This is a genomic window from Xanthomonas sp. 3058, assembly GCF_014199765.1.
GTDB classification, from domain to species: Bacteria; Pseudomonadota; Gammaproteobacteria; order Xanthomonadales; family Xanthomonadaceae; genus Xanthomonas; species Xanthomonas campestris_B.
On sequence record NZ_JACHOF010000010.1, the window covers coordinates 92974 to 110365 of the forward strand.

Genomic DNA, 17392 nt, shown 5'->3' on the forward strand with positions numbered 1-17392 from the left:
ACGTTCTGCCTGCACAGCGCGCATTCGGCCTACAACAGATGATCGGGCGGCACGAACATGCCCCTCTTGCTGCAGGAGAGGGATTGCGGACAGGGGACGAGCGACGCGGCGCGTACCCGACACACGCACCCAATCAAAACCTCGGCGCGCGTGTCATCAACGCCGAGCAGAGCCACGCCATCTGCGGGCCCTCTCTGGCATCAGCCGCGCTCAATCATCCAGCTTGGTCAGCAGATAATTGGGCTCGCCAATGCGCGCCACCAGATCCAGCTGGGTTTCCAGCCAGTCGATGTGCTCTTCTTCCGACTCCAGGATGTCCACCAGCAGCTGGCGGCTCACGTAGTCGTTGACGGTTTCCGCATACGCCACCGCTTCGCGCAACACCGCGACCGCCTCGCGCTCCAGCGCCAGATCGCAGCGAAACATTTCGGTGGGGTTCTCGCCGATGCGCAGCTTGCCCAGCGCCTGGAAATTGGGAAGCCCTTCGAGAAACAGGATGCGGTCGGACAGCTTGTCCGCATGCTTCATCTCGTCGATGGATTCCTTGTACTCATGCTCGGCCAGTTCCTTCAGGCCCCAGTTCTTCAGCATCTTGGCATGCAGGAAATACTGGTTGATCGCAGTGAGTTCGTTGTAGAGCACCTTGTTGAGGTACTCGATGACCTTGGTATCGCCCTTCATGCGATGTCTCCGAGACAGTGAGCCGGCCGCACTTTAACGCGTTGGCGCGGCGCATGAAGGAACGCGAATCGTGATCAGTTGCGGGACGCGTAGTCGGCCGCTGCATGAGCGCGCCGGGCATCGCCCAGAGCGCAGGACAGGCCACTCGGACCTCAGGCAGCGCTGGCGAACCCCAGCAGAGGCAACGGTAGCGCGCGCGTGGCGTGCGCCTGGCTCAGCAGGTCGGCGGCCATCTCAAGACATGAACCACAATTGGACCCGCAGCCGGTGCGCATGGTGAGCTCGGCCAGGCTGGCGCAGCCGTTTTCGGCCGCTTCGCGGATCTGGTGGTCGGTGACCCCATTACAGATGCAGACGTACACGGTATCGGTCGGGTGCTGGCGATCCGGAGAGGACCGGTGCTGATTCCACCGCAAACGAGAATAGGTGTCAATTCCAAACGTTAATCATTATTAATCCAGGTGGCGCGTGGCCCGCTGCGCTTGCGTGGCCGCTTGCGCGGACTGTCGTGCCCGGCCGCGCTACTGCCCGGCAACCAGGCCTCCAGCGCACGCTCCGGCATCACCCCGACAGCGGCAGGCCCGGCCAGATTCTGCGCCAACGGCGCCAGGTGGCGCAGTGCACGCGCGTAGACGCCGCGCTTGAACATCACCACATGTTCGACCGGATACCAGAAATCCACCCAGCGCCAATGGTCGAACTCCGGCGTGTCGGTCTGGTCGAGCTTGAGATGGGATTCGTTGCCGGTGAACTGCAGCAGGAACCACACCTGCTTCTGGCCGATGCAGACCTGGCGTTCGTTGCGGCGCACCGCCCGGCTGGGCAGCCGATAACGCAACCATCCAGGCGTGGCGCCGAGCAATTGAACATGCTCGGGCAACAACCCGGTTTCTTCGCGCAACTCGCGGTACATGGCTTCAACGGGGGTCTCGTCGGTGTTCATGCCGCCTTGCGGGAACTGCCAGCCGTCCCTGCGCACACGTCGTGCCCAGAACACCTGACCGTCCTGCCGCATCAGCACGATGCCAACGTTTGGCCGGAAGCCGTCCGGATCGATCACGATGCGGACTCCTGAAAATCTACTGTCACCGACTCTGCCACGGCGACGCCCGGGTCACAAGCTGAAAACGAAATACTTGACAACACCTTGGCGCATCGTGAGAATTGCCGGCTCCCTAGGCTATGTAGCTCAGCCGGTTAGAGCACAGCACTCATAATGCTGGGGTCGGTGGTTCGAGTCCACCCATAGCCACCAAGGTATTCACGCCCTCACCGGCATGCGATAATCTTGGATCAATCCGTTTTATTGCCCCGTCGCCAAGCGGTAAGGCACCTGACTCTGACTCAGGCATCGGTGGTTCGAATCCATCCGGGGCAGCCAAACACCAAAGGTCCGATCTCACGATCGGGCCTTTTTTGTTGCCCGACCGTTTGCCAGCCGCCCCCAGCCAAGAAGGATGGAGGCAAACATCCCCGCCCAAGGCCAACCGGGAATCGCTGCTGACACTGCCCACCACTCAACGCGTGAAGGCACGAACGCGGCTGCAGCAAGATGCCCCCCGGATGCATAACGCACCTACGGGCGCCATCCGTCGCCAATGACCTCAGTGATTGGACAGCTGCACAAGCCGGGTATCGCCATCGCACGCGGTCGACGAGATACCCATCTGCCGCCTGCAACGCTGCCAAGCCCGGCGAAAAAACCTGCCTCCGAACCAGCATCGCAGGCACCACATTTGCAGATCCCAAAACGACAAAAGCCCGGCATGACCGGGCTTTTGACGCAGGCGCCCCGGCGAACCGGGACGCACCAAACGCGATGGATCAGCGCTTGGAGAACTGGGTCGCGCGACGGGCCTTGTGCAGACCGACCTTCTTACGCTCGACTTCGCGGGCGTCGCGGGTCATGAAGCCAGCCTTGCGCAGCTCGGACTTCAGGGTTTCGTCGTACTCGACCAGCGCGCGGGCGATGCCCAGGCGGATCGCACCGGCCTGGCCGGTGGTGCCGCCGCCGGAGGCGGTGACCAGGATGTCGAAGCTCTCGGTGTTCTTGGTGAGTTCCAGCGGCTGACGCACGATCATGCGTGCCGTCTCACGGCCAAAGAACTCGTCCAGCGGACGGTCGTTGACGGTGATCTTGCCGGTACCCTTGCGCAGGAACACGCGAGCGGTGGAGGACTTGCGGCGGCCAGTGCCGTAGTTTTGCGTGATAGCCATGATTAGATATCCAGAACTTGCGGCTGCTGGGCGGCGTGCGGATGCTCGGCACCCGAATAGACCTTGAGCTTGCGGTACATGGTGCGGCCCAGGGGGCCCTTCGGCAGCATGCCCTTGACGGCGATTTCGATCACGCGCTCCGGGTGGCGCTGCAGCGCCTGCTCCAGGCTCTCGGTCTTCAAGTTACCGATGTAGCCGGTGAAGCGGTGATACTTCTTGTCTTTCAGCTTGTTACCCGTGACCACGATCTTCTCGGCATTGATCACCACGAGGTAATCGCCAGTATCGACGTGAGGGGTATAGACCGGCTTGTGCTTGCCGCGCAGACGGCGAGCCAGTTCGGTGGACAGACGGCCGAGCGTCTTGCCGGCGGCGTCAACGAGATACCAGTCGCGCTGGACGGTCTCGGACTTGGCGGTGAACGTAGTCATGAGAAAACTCTTGAGTGGTCGGGCGGATTGCAGCGGCAATGACCGCTGGAACTTTGCCACGCGTTGTGAAGGCGAAACAGAAGAGGCGGGATTGTACGGGACACCCTCCTGCGACGCAAGTTGCACCGTCAGGCCCGGATCGGCGGTTGGCAGCAGGTCGGCCGGAGGCCAGAATCGGGGCATGACCCATACCACTCCTTCCCGACTGCACAGCCCGCTCGACCGGCTGCTGGTCGAAGCCCAGCGCGCGCTGGACACGGTATTCGGCAATCCGCCGGCAGAACGGCCCAACCCAGCCGCCGACACTCCCGACGTGGCGCTGGACCCGGAGCAACGCCGCCATGCCGCCGGCTTGATGCGCATCAACCATGTCGGCGAAGTCTGCGCGCAGGGCCTGTACTTCGGCCAGGCCGCCGTCGCCCGCGATGCGCACACCCAGCAGCACCTGCTGGAAGCCGCGCAGGAAGAAACCGACCACCTGGCCTGGTGCGCCGATCGCCTGCACGAACTGGACAGCCGCCCCAGCCTGCTCAACCCGGTCTGGTATGCCGGCAGTTACGCACTCGGTGCCCTGGCCGGGCTGCGCGGCGACGACTGGAGCCTGGGCTTCGTGGTCGAGACCGAGCGCCAGGTCGAAGCCCATCTAGACGAGCACCTGGAGACCCTGCCGGAGATCGACCAACGTAGCCGCGCGATCCTGCGCGTGATGAAGATCGACGAAGCCCGCCACGCCGACCACGCCGAACAAGCCGGCGCCCGCATCCTGCCCTCCCCCATCCCCACCGCCATGGCCCTGGCGTCCAAGCTGATGAAGACCATCGCCTACCGGCTGTAGCCGGCCGGGAATGGGGAATGGGAATGGCGGCTGACGGCGCCCAAGCAAACCAGGCCTTGCACTCGCAACACCCAACTGGAGCAGAGCCCCCTTTGTTAAGGGGGCGCGCCGAAGGCGCGGGGATAGGGAGCTACGGAGTGGGGCCCAAGGTTTGCGCAGCAAACTTTGGGGGGGGCAGGCCCACGCAGTGGGATTGACCACGCGTGGGGCCCAAGGTTTGCGCAGCAAACTTTGGGGGGCAGGCCCACACAGTGGGACTGACCACGACCACGACCACAACTACCCGACCAGCTTCAATCCAATCACACCGGCAACGATCAAGCCGATGCAGGCCAGCCGCGACCACGACGCACTGTCGCCGAACAGCGCGATGCCGGCGATGGTGACGCCCAGCGCGCCGATTCCGGTCCAGATCGCGTACCCGGTGCCCACCGGGATGGTCTTCAGGGCCTGGGTCAGAAACCACAGGCTGATGCCCGCCAGGCCGATCGTCAGCACGGTCGGCCACAGGCGGGTAAAGCCGTCGCTGTACTTCAGGCCCATGGCAAAGCCGATTTCGAACAGGCCGGCCAGCAGCAGATAGATCCAGGGCATCGCATCACTCCTCACTTGAAAAACGCACAAAAAAAAAGCGACCCAGTGTTTGCACACTGGGCCGCCGTCGGCTGTGGAACGCGAGGTCATCGCGTGGCGGGCCGTCCCGCCTTGATTCTTTCGCGCGCCTGCACACAGGCGCGCAACAGCTGGTCCCTGCGCTTATTCGCTCAGGTTACGACCGTGAAACAGCTCTTCGATCTCGCGCTTGAGCAACGTTTCGATCTTCATGCGCTCCTTGAACGAAAGGTTCTTGGCGCGCTCTTCGAACAGGTACTGATCCAGGTCGAAGTCCTTCAGGTGCATCTTGGTGTGGAAGATATTTTCCTGATAGACGTTGACATCGATCATCTCGTAGCGCGACTTCACGTTCTTGGCGAGGAAGTGCTGGATCGAGTTGATCTTGTGGTCGATGTAGTGCTTCTTGCCCTTCACATCGCGGGTAAAGCCACGGACACGGTAGTCCATGATCACGATGTCTGATTCCAGAGTCTCGATCAGATAGTTCAGCGCCTTCAGCGGCGAGATCACGCCGCACGTGGCGACGTCGATGTCGGCGCGGAACGTGGCGATGCCTTCCTGCGGGTGCGTTTCCGGATATGTATGGACAGTGATATGACTCTTGTCCATATGAGCAACCACGGCATCGGAGATCAACTCCTTGCCGGCCTGCTTCTTATCGATGACGGGCTCTTCCGAAATGAGGATCGTTACCGACGCCCCCTGCGGATCGTAGTCCTGACGTGCGATATTGAGGATGTTGGCGCCAATGATCTCGGCCACATCGGTCAGGATCTGCGTCAGACGATCAGCGTCGTATTGCTCATCGATGTATTCGATGTAGCGCTGACGCTCCTCTTCGGTGCGCGCGTAACAGACGTCGTAGATGTTGAAGCTCAACGCCTTGGTGAGGTTATTGAACCCCTGTAGCCTCAGGCGAGGCAACGGCTTGACCACGTCGGTCTGTCCTTATGGAAGGCGGGAAAGGAAACAATTATGAGCCAAAGATCCCAGCAACGAAATGCCAACGTTCAGAATGGTTTACCTTGCATGACTCATGCCGTTAAGCTTCAGGAACTACACGCGGAACTACCATGAGCCCAGGAAACACGACGGTTGTGACTACGACGGTACGTAACGCTACCCCTTTGCTGGCGCTGGACGCGGGCACGATTGAACGCTTCCTGGCGCACAGCCATCGCAGACGCTATCCGACCCGGACCGATGTGTTCCGGCCAGGAGACCCGGCTGGCACCCTCTATTACGTGATCAGTGGCTCGGTGAGCATCATTGCCGAGGAAGATGACGATCGTGAGTTGGTGCTGGGCTACTTCGGTAGCGGCGAGTTCGTCGGCGAGATGGGGTTGTTCATCGAATCCGATACCCGCGAGGTGATCTTGCGCACCCGCACCCAGTGCGAGTTGGCCGAGATCAGCTACGAGCGGCTGCAGCAGCTGTTTCAGACCAGCCTGTCGCCGGACGCGCCCCGCATCCTGTATGCGATCGGCGTTCAGCTCTCCAAGCGGCTGCTCGACACCACAAGGAAAGCCAGCCGCCTGGCGTTCCTGGACGTGACCGACCGCATCGTGCGCACGCTGCACGATCTGTCCAAGGAGCCGGAAGCGATGAGCCACCCGCAGGGCACCCAGCTGCGCGTCTCGCGGCAGGAGTTGGCACGCCTGGTCGGTTGCTCGCGCGAAATGGCCGGGCGCGTGCTCAAGAAGCTGCAAGCCGACGGCCTGCTGCATGCACGCGGCAAGACAGTCGTGCTGTACGGCACCCGCTAAGCGCTAGCCGTTGCGGTTGGTGTGGCTCTCGCACCAACCGCTGCTGACGCCGCATGCAACAAGGCATGCGGTCGATGCAGCCGGGGCGTGCTGGCGAGCGATGGCAAGGCGCGTGCTGCGTCTCGCCGGAGGCTTGACCGGCCGCAGCCACGACATCTGCGCACGCGGAAGCGTGAGTTCGATCAGCGCCGAATCACGCAATCGCACTGCGATCGCACGGACAAAGCCAAAAGAAAGCGGTGCTTGCAGCGGCCGCAGCCTGGAAACAGGCGCTACAACGCCTTGCCACCCCGATCGCGACACCCCCAGTTGAGGATCGGCGTTCCGGCAGGCAGCACCTGGCGGAACAACGCTTCGCGATTGGCCTTGGGATTGACCACCACCGGCGCGCGCGCCGCCTTCAATAGCGGCAGGTCGGCGGTGCTGTCCGAATACGCGATGGCGATGTCGGCGTAGCCGCGCTCGCGCAACATGCGCATCTTCTCTTCGTTGTGGCAGTGACGGCGCGCGGTGACCGCCCCCAGGCGTGGGCCCACCAGGCTGCCGATCACCGGCACGTCCTGATGTGCCACGAAGCCGAGAATGGCGCGCGCCAGCTCCGGCGGCGCACCGGTGGCAACCACGACACGATCTCCTGCCGCGCGGTGCTCGGTGAACACCTTCAATGCGTGCGGCAACAACCGCTGCCGGATCTGCGCCTCGTGCTTGAGCACGTACGCATCGATGAAGCGGTTGAACTCGCGCGCGCGGTGCAGGCCGAAGGTGGCGATCCAGACATAGCCGGACACACCGCGACGACGGGTCGGCAGCATCGCCACCATCGGCCCGAGCAGCGGCGACGCCAGCAGCGCGACCAGCAGGCGCAACGGGTTGCGTTTGATCAACCAGGCGAACAGATGGCTACCGGAATCGCCGTCGTAAAGCGTGTGGTCGAAATCGAAGACCACCAGCGGCGCATCGTCGCGCGGTGCCGGATACGACTCAGTCATGCGCGAAGAATAGCTGACGCAGCGACTCGCCGGGTTCGGGTGCACGCATGAAGGTCTCGCCCACCAGAAACGCGTTCACACCGTGTCCGCGCATCAACTGCACATCGGCCGGGGTGACGATGCCGCTCTCGGTGACCAGCACACGGTCGCGCGGCACGGCGGCCCGCATGTCCAGGGTCGTCTGCAGCGACACGTCGAAGGTGCGCAGGTTGCGGTTGTTGATGCCGATCATCGGCACCGGCACCTGCACCGCGCGCTCGAGCTCGTCGATGTCGTGCACTTCCACCAGCACATCCAGGCCGATCTGCATGGCCAGGCCGGACAGATCGGCCAGCTGCGCGTCCTCCAGCGCCGAGACGATCAGCAGGATGCAGTCGGCGCCGAGCACGCGCGCTTCGTAGACCTGGTACGGGTCGACGGTGAAATCCTTGCGCAGCACCGGCAGCGTGCAGGCGTCGCGCGCCTGCCGCAGATACGCGTCGGACCCCTGGAAGAAATCCACGTCGGTCAGCACCGACAGGCAACTGGCGCCACCGAATTCGTAGCTGACCGCGATATCGGCCGGATGGAAATCCGGACGGATCACGCCCTTGGACGGGCTGGCCTTCTTCACTTCGGCGATCACCGCCGGGTCACCGGCCGCGATGCTGGCCTGCATGGCCGCGGCAAAACCGCGGGTGAGCGGCAGATCGGCAGTGCGCGCGATCAGCTCGGCCAGCGGCACGCGGGCGCTGCGCTCGGCGACTTCGTCGGCCTTGCGGGCAAGGATGGTATTGAGGATGTCGCTCATGCGGTTTGTGTCCTGATGAGCGGACATTATCGACCAAGACGGTGACGACCGGGGTAAGGATCCAGGATCCAGCAGACGGATCCAGCGGACCAGGTAACCGCCGGTTGCCCTGGGAAAGGCAGCGCGCCATGGAGCGATACGCAGTCGTCGTTGCAGATGTGTACCAGCGCCGCCTTGCCGTGTCGCCAATGATGACGGCCAACGTGCATCGATCGCCTCGGCCGTCGATTGACTGAGCGATGCGCGCAGTCGTCGGGCAACCCATCCGTGACCGCTGCTGCGGCGTTGCGGCCAGGCGCCAAGGCCACCGCATCCGACCTCAACCGTTCGCCCGGCGTTCCTCGAAGTCCTCGCGGTCCATCACCTCGAAGTACAGGTCTTCGGACCAGTTCATCAGGCCCAACGGGTGCTTGGTGGCGCCTGTCCGGGTACTGTCGCAGTCGTCGTCGAAGCGCAAGCCGTAGAACGCATCCAGCGGCGGCGCGTGCAGTTGCGCCGCAGCGCGGCGCACGAGCTGCGCAGCGTCGTGCATGTCGGCCGGCAAGGCGGCGAACGCGGCACCGACAGCGCGGCATCTGTCGATCTCTGCCTCGACGCAGTCGCGCAGTCCCTGCTCCTCGCCCTCCGACATGAGGTCGAGCTCGACTGTTTCCAGCAGCAGGAAATCATCGCTGCGCTCTTCCAGAAAGATCAGCGATTCGTCCAGCCAGCTCGGCAGATGTTCGACCGCCGCAGGCGCCGGGCCGGGCGGTTGCGCAGCCAGTTCAGCGGAGGACGGTGCAGCCGAGAACATGCGCTTGAGCCGCCCGGTGAAAGACACAGGTGCAGGTGCGGGTGCAGGTGCGGGTGTGGGCATTGCAGGTGCAGCGGTTGCGACGAGAATTTTTACGATCTCGACAAAGCGACGGAACCGTTCCATGCCTGGGTCGAACGTGCTGCTGATTGCATAAAGGCGCGTCTTCCGGCCAGCCTGTGCATGCGCGCCATCGCTGTGTCCATCGTCATCGTCGCCCGGCGCTTCGTCATCATCGCCCAGACCGTCCGAGACCAGCGATGCGCACAGCTGGGGATCGGCCGACATCAGCAGCCGGTATACGAACGGCACGTCATACGGCCACTCCGACAGGCCGCAAATCATTTCCGGTCGATCGTCGTACGCCGTTGGCCGGTTGCTGAGGCTGTAGAGATAGGATCGGTTGGCCACGCAAACTCCTTGTCATCGCGTGCGGCAGACGCTGCGGACAGCAGCTTAGCGCTCCATCCATGCGCCGACCATCTCCGCCGAGGCGGAAGGCGTGCGCGGGCGGCTGAACGCGGGCAACGCGGCACCCGCGTTGAGCCAGCGCATCGCGCGTCGCCGGCCCCCCCGACGGCCGCGCCGCGCGCGTGCGGTCACACCAGATGGCCCGCTCAGACGCAGCTGCGCTCGGCGCCATCCAGACCCGCCAACTCCCGCGTACACGCGACATACGCATCCAATCTGGCGCGTGCCGAGCCGTCGGCCAGCACCGCGCGCGCGCGCGCGACGCCGTCGGCGATGCTGTCGGACACGCCGGACACGTAAAGGGCTGCGCCGGCGTTGAGCGCAACGATGTCCAGCGCCGGGCCGGGCACGTTGTCCAGCACCTGCAGCAGCATCGTGCGCGACTCGGCGGCATCGGCCACCTTGAGGTTGCGACTGGCCGACATGGCGATGCCGAAATCTTCCGGATGCACTTCGTATTCGCGCACCTGGCCATCGCGCAGTTCGCCGACCAGGGTGCCGGCACCGAGCGAGAGTTCGTCCATGCCATCGCGCCCCCACACCACCAGCGCGCGCTCGGCGCCCAGCTCGTGCAGCACGCGCGCCTGGATGCCGACCAGATCGGGGTGGAAGACGCCCATCAGGATATTGGGCGAGCCGGCCGGATTGGTCAGCGGACCGAGGATATTGAAGATGGTGCGCACGCCCATTTCGCGGCGCACCGGCGCCACCACTTTCATGGCCGGGTGATGCACCGGGGCGTACATGAAGCCGATCCCGGTCTGCGCCAGCGAGGCGGCGACCTGCGCTGGCTGCAGTTCGATCGCCGCGCCCAGCGCTTCCAGCGCGTCGGCACTGCCGGACTTGGACGAGACGCTGCGGTTGCCGTGCTTGGCGACCTTGGCGCCGCCAGCGGCGGCCACGAACATCGCGCAGGTGGAGATATTGAAGGTGTGCGAGCCATCACCGCCGGTGCCGACGATGTCCACCATGTGACGATGGTCGGTCACCTCCACGCGCCGCGAGAATTCACGCATCACCGTTGCCGCGCCGGCAATCTCGCCGATGGTTTCCTTCTTGACCCGCAGCCCGGTGAGGATGGCGGCGACCATCATGTCGGACACCTCGCCACGCATGATCTGCCGCATCAACTCCACCATTTCGTCATGGAAGATTTCGCGGTGTTCGATGGTGCGCTGCAGGGCTTCTTGCGGAGTCATGGGCATGGGGGCAACCGTGGTAATGCGAAGAAAAAAGGGGGCTGCAATGCGGAGCGCTCAGCCTGAGCGGTGCGCGCGTGCACATCCACAGGGCAATGCGACGGCATCTACAACGCTCACTGCCCCGGACGCCGCATCTGGAAGCGCGCCTGTGCCTGCACTTCAAAATAGTCTGCCGGACCGCCCGCGCGCAGGATGGTCTGCACGGCAGACGGGTCGTAAATGCCGTCCTGCAATGCCGCGTGCGCCAGATGCACGCCCACCACTTCGCCCAGCACCAGCCAGGTTTCGATGGCCTGCCCGTCTGCGGTCTGCAGCGGCAAGAGCTGGCTGAGCCGGCATTCGAAACTGACCGGGCTGGCCGCAACGCGCGGGGCATTGATCAGCCGCGACGGCGCCATCTGCAAACCAGCCAGGGCGAACTCGTCGACCTCCGACGGCACCATCGCCGCACTGGCATTCATCGCCTCGGCCAACGGACGCGTTGCCAGGTTCCAGGTGAACGCGCCAGTGGCTTCGATGTTGCGCAAACTGTCCTTGCGGCCGATGCTGGCAAAGCCCACGATCGGCGGCACGTAGTTGAAGGCATTGAAGAAGCTGTAAGGCGCCAGATTGGCGATGCCGTCGGCCGAACGCGAGCCGATCCAGCCGATCGGCCGTGGGCCGACGATGGCATTGAATGGGTCGTGCGGCAGTCCGTGGCCTTGCGCCGGTTCGTAGAAATGGACGCTGTCGTTGGGCATGTTCATCGTGATCCGGGGGTTGACGCAGGCAAGGCGCAGCACAGGTAATCGCTGACGCTGCGATCGCACCCAGCCGATGCGGCGGCGACATCCAGCGACGCCGCGACACGTGCGACCAGCACGGCGTGCAGCACGCTCAACGCTCCAGGAAGTTCTTCAGCAAGGCGTGCCCGTGCTGGGTCAGGATCGACTCGGGGTGGAACTGCACGCCTTCGACCGGAAACTGACGGTGGCGCAGGCCCATGATCTCTTCCACCGAACCATCCGGGTTCTCGGTCCAGGCAGTGACTTCCAGCGCGTCCGGCAAGGTGGTCTTGTCCACCACCAGCGAGTGATAGCGGGTGGCCTCGTAACTGTCCGGCAGGCCGGCGAACACGCCCTTGCCTTGATGGCGGATCGGCGAGGTCTTGCCATGCATGATGTTGCCGGCGCGGATCACATCGCCGCCATAGACCTGGCCAATGCTCTGATGGCCCAGGCACACACCGAGGATCGGCGTGGTCTGGCCCAACTGCTCGATCAGCTGCAGCGAGATACCCGCTTCGTTCGGCGTGCAGGGGCCAGGCGAGATCACGATGCGCTCGGGCTTGAGCGCGGCGATCTGGTCGACGCTCATCGCATCGTTGCGCACCACCGTGACCTCGGCGCCCAAGGCCTGCAGGTACTGCACGAGGTTGTAGGTGAAACTGTCGTAGTTATCGAGCATCAACAGCATGTTCGGCGTATCCGATGTATTCCAAAAGGGGACAACCCCAGAAACTGCAGCCATACCCGCCAATGCGCTGATACCCAAGCCGCCGGTCGGAGGAGGCAACACTGATTGCCTATCTTCGCACGTGCCTGCTGCGGCTCACCTCTGCCGCACCCGATCGGTTGGCGTCGGTGCATGCGCTGCGAAACGCGGCCTGCTGCCCGACCCGAGGATCTGGTCAGGCGGCGGGTGGCGCGGCCGGACGCGTTTCGGCAGGCGGCAGCGCGGGCCCGGTGGTCAACTGCTCAGCCAGGCCCCGATAGATCGGCACATGACAGACCAGACCGGAGACACCGCGTGCCAGCAGTACGGTGGCCAGGATCGGCAGCAGCATGCCGCTGGTGTCGGTCAGCTCCAGCGAGATGACCGCCGAGGTCAATGGCGCCTGGGTGACGCCGGTGAGGTAGGCACACATGCCGAGCACCACGAATGCGGCCGGGTCCACGCCAGGCATCAACACCGACAGGTTGTGCCCCAGTCCTGCGCCCACCGCGAGCGCGGGCGAGAACAGGCCGCCGGGAATTCCCGCGACATAGGACGCCAGGTTGGCAAGCAGCTTCATCAAGCCGAACTCATGGCCCACGGTCGCGTGCCCCTGTACCAGGCCGCGCGCCTGCTCGTAGCCGGTTCCGAAGGCGCCAGTGCCGAACACCGCCGCAAGCGACACCACCAGCAACCCGCAGCCGGCGGCCAGCAGCACCGGATGGTCCCGGCGCAGCGCTCCCAGCCAACGCGGGCGGCCGGACACGCTGAGCAGCACCAGACGCGCGAATAACCCACCCAGCAACCCGGCGACGCTGCCGCACAACAGGATCGCCAACCAGCCCTGACCGAGCGGCAGAAACGTGGCCACCCTTCCGAAGTAGACGTAATTGCCCAGGATGCCCAAAGACACCACGCCGCCCACGATCACGGCCGCCAACAGCGTGCCGGAGAAGCGATGTTCGAAGCGCCCGCTCAGTTCTTCGATCGCGAACACGATGCCGGCCAGCGGCGTGTTGAAGGCCGCCGCGATGCCGGCTGCGCCGCCGGCCAGCAGAAAGTGCGAGAGCTCGCGCGGATCGCGAAACCCCAGCCAGCGGCCGAAGGTGTACATCACGCTCGCGCCCACGTGCACGGTGGGACCCTCACGCCCGACCGAAGCGCCGCCCAGCAGCGACAACGTGGTCAGCAGCAACTTGCCGGCCGATACGCGCAGCGACAGATTCGTGCTGCGGAATGCGGCGTCGTCGGGTGTCTCCAATGCGGCGATCACCTGCGGGATACCGCTGCCGCGCGTGGGCCGCAGCACCCCGCTGGTCAACCACGCCAGCAACGCGAAGATGCCCGGGGTCAGCAACAACGCCCACCACAGCGAATGGCCGATGATGCGCTGGAACAAGGAAAACGCGGCATCGCTGGCCTTGGCGAACAGGATGGACACCAGCGCAACCGCCACCGCGCCGCCCCACAGGGTGATCCGCCGCCGCCACCGCTCCGATGCGAGCGCTGCGCGCAGCGTGCTGCGGGAGGAATGTGAACTAGACATGCCCCATTGTCCTCCAGGTCGCAGGCGCCTGGAAGCGGCGCCTGCGCCGGGCTGGCCGCTGCCGTCACTGGCAGCGGCACGACGTCGCACGGTTCCGCATGGCGTCAGCGCATCGTGCGCGCTACGGTCAATGACCGACCGACAGGCGCGCTCCTTCGCGACGATGCATGCCGAGCCGATCGACCAGCGTTTCGCTGGCCGCGTTCAAGCCGATGACCTCGACCTCGGCACCATGCGCCCTCAACTTGAGCACTACCCGATCCAGCGCAGCCACCGCACTGATATCCCAGAAATGGGCGTGCGTCAGGTCGATCAGCACCTGCGTGGGCGGATTCAGAAAATCGAAACTGGTGGCGAATTGTCCAGCCGATGCGAAGAACACCTGGCCACGGACCGCATACACACGCACACCATCCTGGCGATCGACCTCCTGCACATCCAACATGCGCCCGACCTTGCGTGCGAAGAACAGCGCCGACAGCAGCACGCCGGCAAGCACGCCCCTGGCCAGATCATGCGTCCACACCGTCACCACCACGGTGCCGATCATCACCACCGACGAGCTCTTGGGATGGTGGCGTACATCGCGCAACGAGCCCCAGCTGAACGTCCCGATGCTGACCATGATCATCACCGCCACCAGCGCCGCCATCGGAATCTGGCTCACCCAGGTGGCGCCATAGACCACCATCAGCAACAACACCACCCCGGCGACCATGCACGACAACCGCCCGCGTCCGCCGGAGGTCACGTTGATCACCGATTGGCCGATCATCGCGCAGCCCGCCATGCCGCCGAAGCAGCCAGCGACGATGTTCGCCAGCCCCTGGCCGGCACACTCGCGATTACGTTGCGATGGTGTATCGGTCATGTCCTCAACGATCTGCGCGGTCATCAGCGATTCCAGCAACCCCACCACCGCCAAGGTGGTGGAGACCGGCAACAGAATCTGCAGCGTGTCCCAACTCAGCGGCACATCCGGCAGCAAGAACGTCGGCAGACTATCGGGAAGATGGCCCATATCGCCCACCGTGCGTATGTCGATGCCCCAGCACACGCAGACCACGGTGAGCACCACGATGGCCACCAATGGCGAGGGAATGGCGCTCGTCAGCCGTGGCAGCAGGTAGATGATGGCCAGGGCCGCAGCGCACACGGCGTAGACCGGCCATGGCATGCCGATCAGCTCCGGCAACTGCGCCAGAAAGATCAGGATCGCCAGCGCGTTGACGAAGCCGGTAATCACCGAACGTGAGACAAAGCGCATCAACGCACCCAGTCGCAAGGCACCAGCGATGACCTGCAGCACGCCGGCCAGGATGGTGGCTGCCAGCAGATACTGCAGACCATGGTCCTTGACCAGATCCACCATCAATAGCGCCATGGCGCCGGTCGCGGCGGAAATCATGGCGGGACGGCCACCGGCGATGGACGTCACCACGGCAATACAGAACGCCGCGTAGAGACCGACCTTGGGATCGACACCGGCGATGATCGAGAACGCGATTGCTTCGGGAATGAGCGCGAGTGCGACGACGATGCCGGCGAGTACATCGCCACGCACGTTGCCGAGCCATTGCTGGCGCAACGAATAAAACTTGGACATTGGAAACCGCTCCGCGTACCGGAAAACGCACGGCACGAGTACATGAACACGAAAAACACCTGGACCTTCGCTAAAGCAGCGAGCGCGTGATGCGTTGGGTCAGGGTGGTGTCATGGAGCCGGGGAGCCATTCGGAGATCGAGCGACAATGGTAACGCGCGCTGCTGCGACCGGGCAAGGCACAACGCGGCGCACGTGCATGGCCCTGCATTGCAGGCATGCAGGCCGGCATCGTTGTGACGCGCCCGCGTCTTGACGCATCTGCGAACCGCAACGCGCAGCACTGCGGTTCGCAGTGCCATAGGTTCAAGCGGTATCGCAGCGTGATATACCGGGACACGCCTCCCTGCCGATCCTGCGCGCGTCGAATTTATGCGCCTTGCACTGATCCGGCAGATTGGCCGGTATCGATTGACTGCACACCACGCCGGTTGCCGCGCTGTTTTCACCGGAGAATCCTGTGTCCTTCGAAAGTGGCATCACGCTGCATCGCTATGCGCGAACCGATGTCAACTTCCGGACCCGGCATGCTGCACGGCACTACGCACGGCAATGCATGCACGCATGCACACTTACCGGGCTGGCTTGCTGAAAAGCGATCAATAGCTGGTGCCGCAGCGTCTGCCCCGTATCGCCCAGGTACACGGCCGGCAGCGACTGCACGCACCGGCCCGCATCGAGTTTCAAAGCGCGGGAAATCCCAAGGTAAAGCAGGCGCCCTGGCCGGGCTCCGATTCCACTTCGACAAAGCCGTCGGCCTGCCGGACGGCGCCATCCACTTGTGCCAAGCCCAGCCCGGTGCCCTTGCCCTCCGGCTTGGTGGTGAAGTACGCATCGAACAGCTGGTCGCGAATGGCGGGCGCAATGCCGCTGCCGTTATCCCTGACCGCGATGGTGACGTAATGGCCACAGCGTGGATGGGTATCGCGGCCAACGTTGCGATGGGTCCGGTTTTCTACCGTGATACCGATCTTGCCGTGCTCGCCGCAGACATCGCGTGCATTGATCACAAGATTCATCAGCGCGCGTTCCAGCGTGTGCGGGTCCACCAGCACCATGCTGTTGGACGCCGTCGTCTTCCAGTGGACGGACACGGCAGTGCCGGCAGCCTGTTGCAGCAACGGCATCAGACGGGCGACCAGAACATTGAGATCCACACGTTCGGGCGCGTAAGGATGATGGCGCGCAAAGCCCAGCAGGCGCTGCGCCATGATCGATCCCTGCTGTAACGCACCTTCTGCCATCTGCAGAATCTTTCTGTCGTCCTCGCTGATGGAGGTGCGCGACTGAACCACGTCGATGGCGGCAGCGGCGGTCTGCAGCACATTGTTCAGATCATGGACGACGCCTGCCAGCAATTGGCCGACGGCTTCCCCCTCCTGCGCGCGCTCGGCGACGGTTTCGGCCAGACGCTGCGCTGCGCGTGCGATGTCCAGCTCGATCGCAATGCGTGAGTCAGTGCCGGCAACGCCTGACTGCGCAACGCCCGCTACGTCGTACAGATCGTCTTGCATGAGCAACGGCTCCGCACGCGGGTTCAGCGTCTGGTTGAGCGTGCGCAAGGCCTGTTGCGATTGCCGACGTTCGGTGATGTCGCGGTTGACGGCCAGCACACCTTCGATTTCACCATGCGCATCGCGTAGCGGCGTGGTCGATACCAACCACACCTGGTGTTGTCCCCCGGCATTGATGCATTCGGCTTCGAACTGTTGCGACTTGCCTTGCGCGGCCGCCGCCAGCGCCTGCTCCACCCTGGACCTGAACCGCTCCGGCCACAACGATGCCCACGGCTTGCCCACGACCGACTCGGCATTCACACCCGCCACGCGCGTCAATCCATGCGCATTGACGAATTTGACGCGTCCATCCAGCGAGATTTCCTTGATGGAATCCAGCGAGAGTTCGACGACCTGACGGTAACGATGGTCGGGAAAATCCTGCGTGCCGTTCATAGTCTGCACATCGATCACGTACTGTT

18 protein-coding genes and 2 tRNA genes are annotated in these 17392 nt (G+C 64.0%); 4 read left to right on the forward strand and 16 right to left on the reverse strand.

Annotated elements, in window-relative coordinates:
• Nucleotides 1–210 precede the first annotated feature (210 nt).
• The 3 genes from bfr to GGR61_RS13760 all read right to left on the reverse strand — a co-directional run bounded on the left by bfr (nucleotide 211) and on the right by GGR61_RS13760 (nucleotide 1741).
• Nucleotides 211–681, reverse strand: a complete 471-nt coding sequence (bfr, locus tag GGR61_RS13750) for a bacterioferritin (protein ID WP_005990707.1) — start codon at nucleotides 679–681, stop codon at nucleotides 211–213.
• A 152-nt stretch (nucleotides 682–833) separates the two neighbouring features.
• Complete coding sequence (locus tag GGR61_RS13755) at nucleotides 834–1043, reverse strand: bacterioferritin-associated ferredoxin (RefSeq protein ID WP_184407827.1); 210 nt, start codon at nucleotides 1041–1043, stop codon at nucleotides 834–836.
• 80 nt (nucleotides 1044–1123) lie between these two features.
• On the reverse strand, nucleotides 1124–1741 hold the full coding sequence (locus tag GGR61_RS13760) for an RNA pyrophosphohydrolase (protein ID WP_184622022.1): 618 nt from the start codon (nucleotides 1739–1741) through the stop codon (nucleotides 1124–1126).
• A 118-nt stretch (nucleotides 1742–1859) separates the two neighbouring features.
• On the opposite strand from GGR61_RS13760, the gene GGR61_RS13765 reads away from it, so the two are divergent.
• Nucleotides 1860–1936, forward strand: a tRNA-Met gene (locus tag GGR61_RS13765).
• Between the two features lie 52 nt (nucleotides 1937–1988).
• A tRNA-Gln gene (locus GGR61_RS13770) sits at nucleotides 1989–2062 on the forward strand.
• A gap of 443 nt (nucleotides 2063–2505) precedes the next feature.
• On the opposite strand, the gene rpsI is transcribed toward GGR61_RS13770, so the two are convergent.
• Both rpsI and rplM read right to left on the reverse strand, forming a co-directional pair.
• Nucleotides 2506–2898, reverse strand: coding sequence for a 30S ribosomal protein S9 (rpsI, locus tag GGR61_RS13775; RefSeq protein WP_005990700.1), 393 nt, complete (start codon nucleotides 2896–2898; stop codon nucleotides 2506–2508).
• Nucleotides 2899–2900: 2 nt separating this feature from the next.
• Nucleotides 2901–3329: a 50S ribosomal protein L13 gene (rplM, locus tag GGR61_RS13780; protein ID WP_003483082.1), complete on the reverse strand. Its 429-nt coding sequence runs from the start codon at nucleotides 3327–3329 to the stop codon at nucleotides 2901–2903.
• A 181-nt stretch (nucleotides 3330–3510) separates the two neighbouring features.
• On the opposite strand from rplM, the gene coq7 reads away from it, so the two are divergent.
• A complete protein-coding gene (gene coq7, locus GGR61_RS13785) occupies nucleotides 3511–4164 on the forward strand; it encodes a 2-polyprenyl-3-methyl-6-methoxy-1,4-benzoquinone monooxygenase (protein WP_184622024.1) in 654 nt (217 codons plus the stop codon).
• 279 nt (nucleotides 4165–4443) lie between these two features.
• On the opposite strand, the gene GGR61_RS13790 is transcribed toward coq7, so the two are convergent.
• On the reverse strand, nucleotides 4444–4758 hold the full coding sequence (locus GGR61_RS13790) for a multidrug efflux SMR transporter (RefSeq protein WP_003483069.1): 315 nt from the start codon (nucleotides 4756–4758) through the stop codon (nucleotides 4444–4446).
• Between the two features lie 162 nt (nucleotides 4759–4920).
• On the reverse strand, nucleotides 4921–5715 hold the full coding sequence (gene speD, locus GGR61_RS13795) for an adenosylmethionine decarboxylase (RefSeq protein ID WP_010368069.1): 795 nt from the start codon (nucleotides 5713–5715) through the stop codon (nucleotides 4921–4923).
• Nucleotides 5716–5852: 137 nt separating this feature from the next.
• Here speD and crp point away from each other — a divergent pair, with 137 nt between their 5' ends.
• A complete protein-coding gene (crp, locus tag GGR61_RS13800) occupies nucleotides 5853–6545 on the forward strand; it encodes a cAMP-activated global transcriptional regulator CRP (RefSeq protein ID WP_184407830.1) in 693 nt (230 codons plus the stop codon).
• A 272-nt stretch (nucleotides 6546–6817) separates the two neighbouring features.
• Here crp and GGR61_RS13805 read toward each other — a convergent pair whose 3' ends face one another.
• The 9 genes from GGR61_RS13805 to GGR61_RS13845 form a co-directional block, all read right to left on the reverse strand.
• Nucleotides 6818–7534 carry a haloacid dehalogenase-like hydrolase gene (locus tag GGR61_RS13805; protein ID WP_184407831.1) on the reverse strand — a complete coding sequence of 239 codons (717 nt, stop codon included), beginning with the start codon at nucleotides 7532–7534 and terminating at the stop codon, nucleotides 6818–6820.
• Entirely contained in the window at nucleotides 7527–8324 is a 798-nt protein-coding gene (gene trpC / locus GGR61_RS13810; protein WP_184622026.1) for an indole-3-glycerol phosphate synthase TrpC, read from the reverse strand. The genes GGR61_RS13805 and trpC overlap by 8 nt, the downstream gene beginning before the upstream one ends.
• Nucleotides 8325–8643: 319 nt before the next feature.
• Complete coding sequence (locus GGR61_RS13815) at nucleotides 8644–9528, reverse strand: hypothetical protein (RefSeq protein ID WP_184407833.1); 885 nt, start codon at nucleotides 9526–9528, stop codon at nucleotides 8644–8646.
• 206 nt (nucleotides 9529–9734) lie between these two features.
• Nucleotides 9735–10793, reverse strand: a complete 1059-nt coding sequence (gene trpD / locus GGR61_RS13820; protein ID WP_184622028.1) for an anthranilate phosphoribosyltransferase — start codon at nucleotides 10791–10793, stop codon at nucleotides 9735–9737.
• Between the two features lie 110 nt (nucleotides 10794–10903).
• Complete coding sequence (locus GGR61_RS13825) at nucleotides 10904–11536, reverse strand: flavin reductase family protein (protein WP_184622030.1); 633 nt, start codon at nucleotides 11534–11536, stop codon at nucleotides 10904–10906.
• A gap of 130 nt (nucleotides 11537–11666) precedes the next feature.
• Nucleotides 11667–12245, reverse strand: coding sequence for an aminodeoxychorismate/anthranilate synthase component II (locus GGR61_RS13830; protein WP_184407836.1), 579 nt, complete (start codon nucleotides 12243–12245; stop codon nucleotides 11667–11669).
• 214 nt (nucleotides 12246–12459) lie between these two features.
• The gene (locus tag GGR61_RS13835) at nucleotides 12460–13809 is read right to left on the reverse strand and encodes a chloride channel protein (RefSeq protein WP_184622032.1); all 1350 of its coding nucleotides are present in this window, start codon (nucleotides 13807–13809) and stop codon (nucleotides 12460–12462) included.
• Nucleotides 13810–13936: 127 nt separating this feature from the next.
• A complete protein-coding gene (locus GGR61_RS13840) occupies nucleotides 13937–15415 on the reverse strand; it encodes a SulP family inorganic anion transporter (protein ID WP_221237398.1) in 1479 nt (492 codons plus the stop codon).
• Nucleotides 15416–16097: 682 nt separating this feature from the next.
• Nucleotides 16098–17366: a PAS domain-containing sensor histidine kinase gene (locus GGR61_RS13845; RefSeq protein WP_184622033.1), complete on the reverse strand. Its 1269-nt coding sequence runs from the start codon at nucleotides 17364–17366 to the stop codon at nucleotides 16098–16100.
• Between the last annotated feature and the right edge of the window lie 26 nt (nucleotides 17367–17392).

Coding starts and splice junctions, on each gene's coding strand:
- GGR61_RS13825 (WP_184622030.1), bottom strand. CDS start 11,536: ATGAACATGCCCAACGACAGCGTCCATTTCTACGAACCGGCGCAAGGC.
- trpC (WP_184622026.1), bottom strand. CDS start 8,324: ATGAGCGACATCCTCAATACCATCCTTGCCCGCAAGGCCGACGAAGTC.
- trpD (WP_184622028.1), bottom strand. CDS start 10,793: ATGCCCATGACTCCGCAAGAAGCCCTGCAGCGCACCATCGAACACCGC.
- bfr (WP_005990707.1), bottom strand. CDS start 681: ATGAAGGGCGATACCAAGGTCATCGAGTACCTCAACAAGGTGCTCTAC.
- GGR61_RS13845 (WP_184622033.1), bottom strand. CDS start 17,366: ATGAACGGCACGCAGGATTTTCCCGACCATCGTTACCGTCAGGTCGTC.
- GGR61_RS13835 (WP_184622032.1), bottom strand. CDS start 13,809: ATGTCTAGTTCACATTCCTCCCGCAGCACGCTGCGCGCAGCGCTCGCA.
- GGR61_RS13840 (WP_221237398.1), bottom strand. CDS start 15,415: ATGTCCAAGTTTTATTCGTTGCGCCAGCAATGGCTCGGCAACGTGCGT.
- coq7 (WP_184622024.1), top strand. CDS start 3,511: ATGACCCATACCACTCCTTCCCGACTGCACAGCCCGCTCGACCGGCTG.
- GGR61_RS13830 (WP_184407836.1), bottom strand. CDS start 12,245: ATGCTGTTGATGCTCGATAACTACGACAGTTTCACCTACAACCTCGTG.
- GGR61_RS13805 (WP_184407831.1), bottom strand. CDS start 7,534: ATGACTGAGTCGTATCCGGCACCGCGCGACGATGCGCCGCTGGTGGTC.
- GGR61_RS13790 (WP_003483069.1), bottom strand. CDS start 4,758: ATGCCCTGGATCTATCTGCTGCTGGCCGGCCTGTTCGAAATCGGCTTT.
- crp (WP_184407830.1), top strand. CDS start 5,853: ATGAGCCCAGGAAACACGACGGTTGTGACTACGACGGTACGTAACGCT.
- rpsI (WP_005990700.1), bottom strand. CDS start 2,898: ATGGCTATCACGCAAAACTACGGCACTGGCCGCCGCAAGTCCTCCACC.
- rplM (WP_003483082.1), bottom strand. CDS start 3,329: ATGACTACGTTCACCGCCAAGTCCGAGACCGTCCAGCGCGACTGGTAT.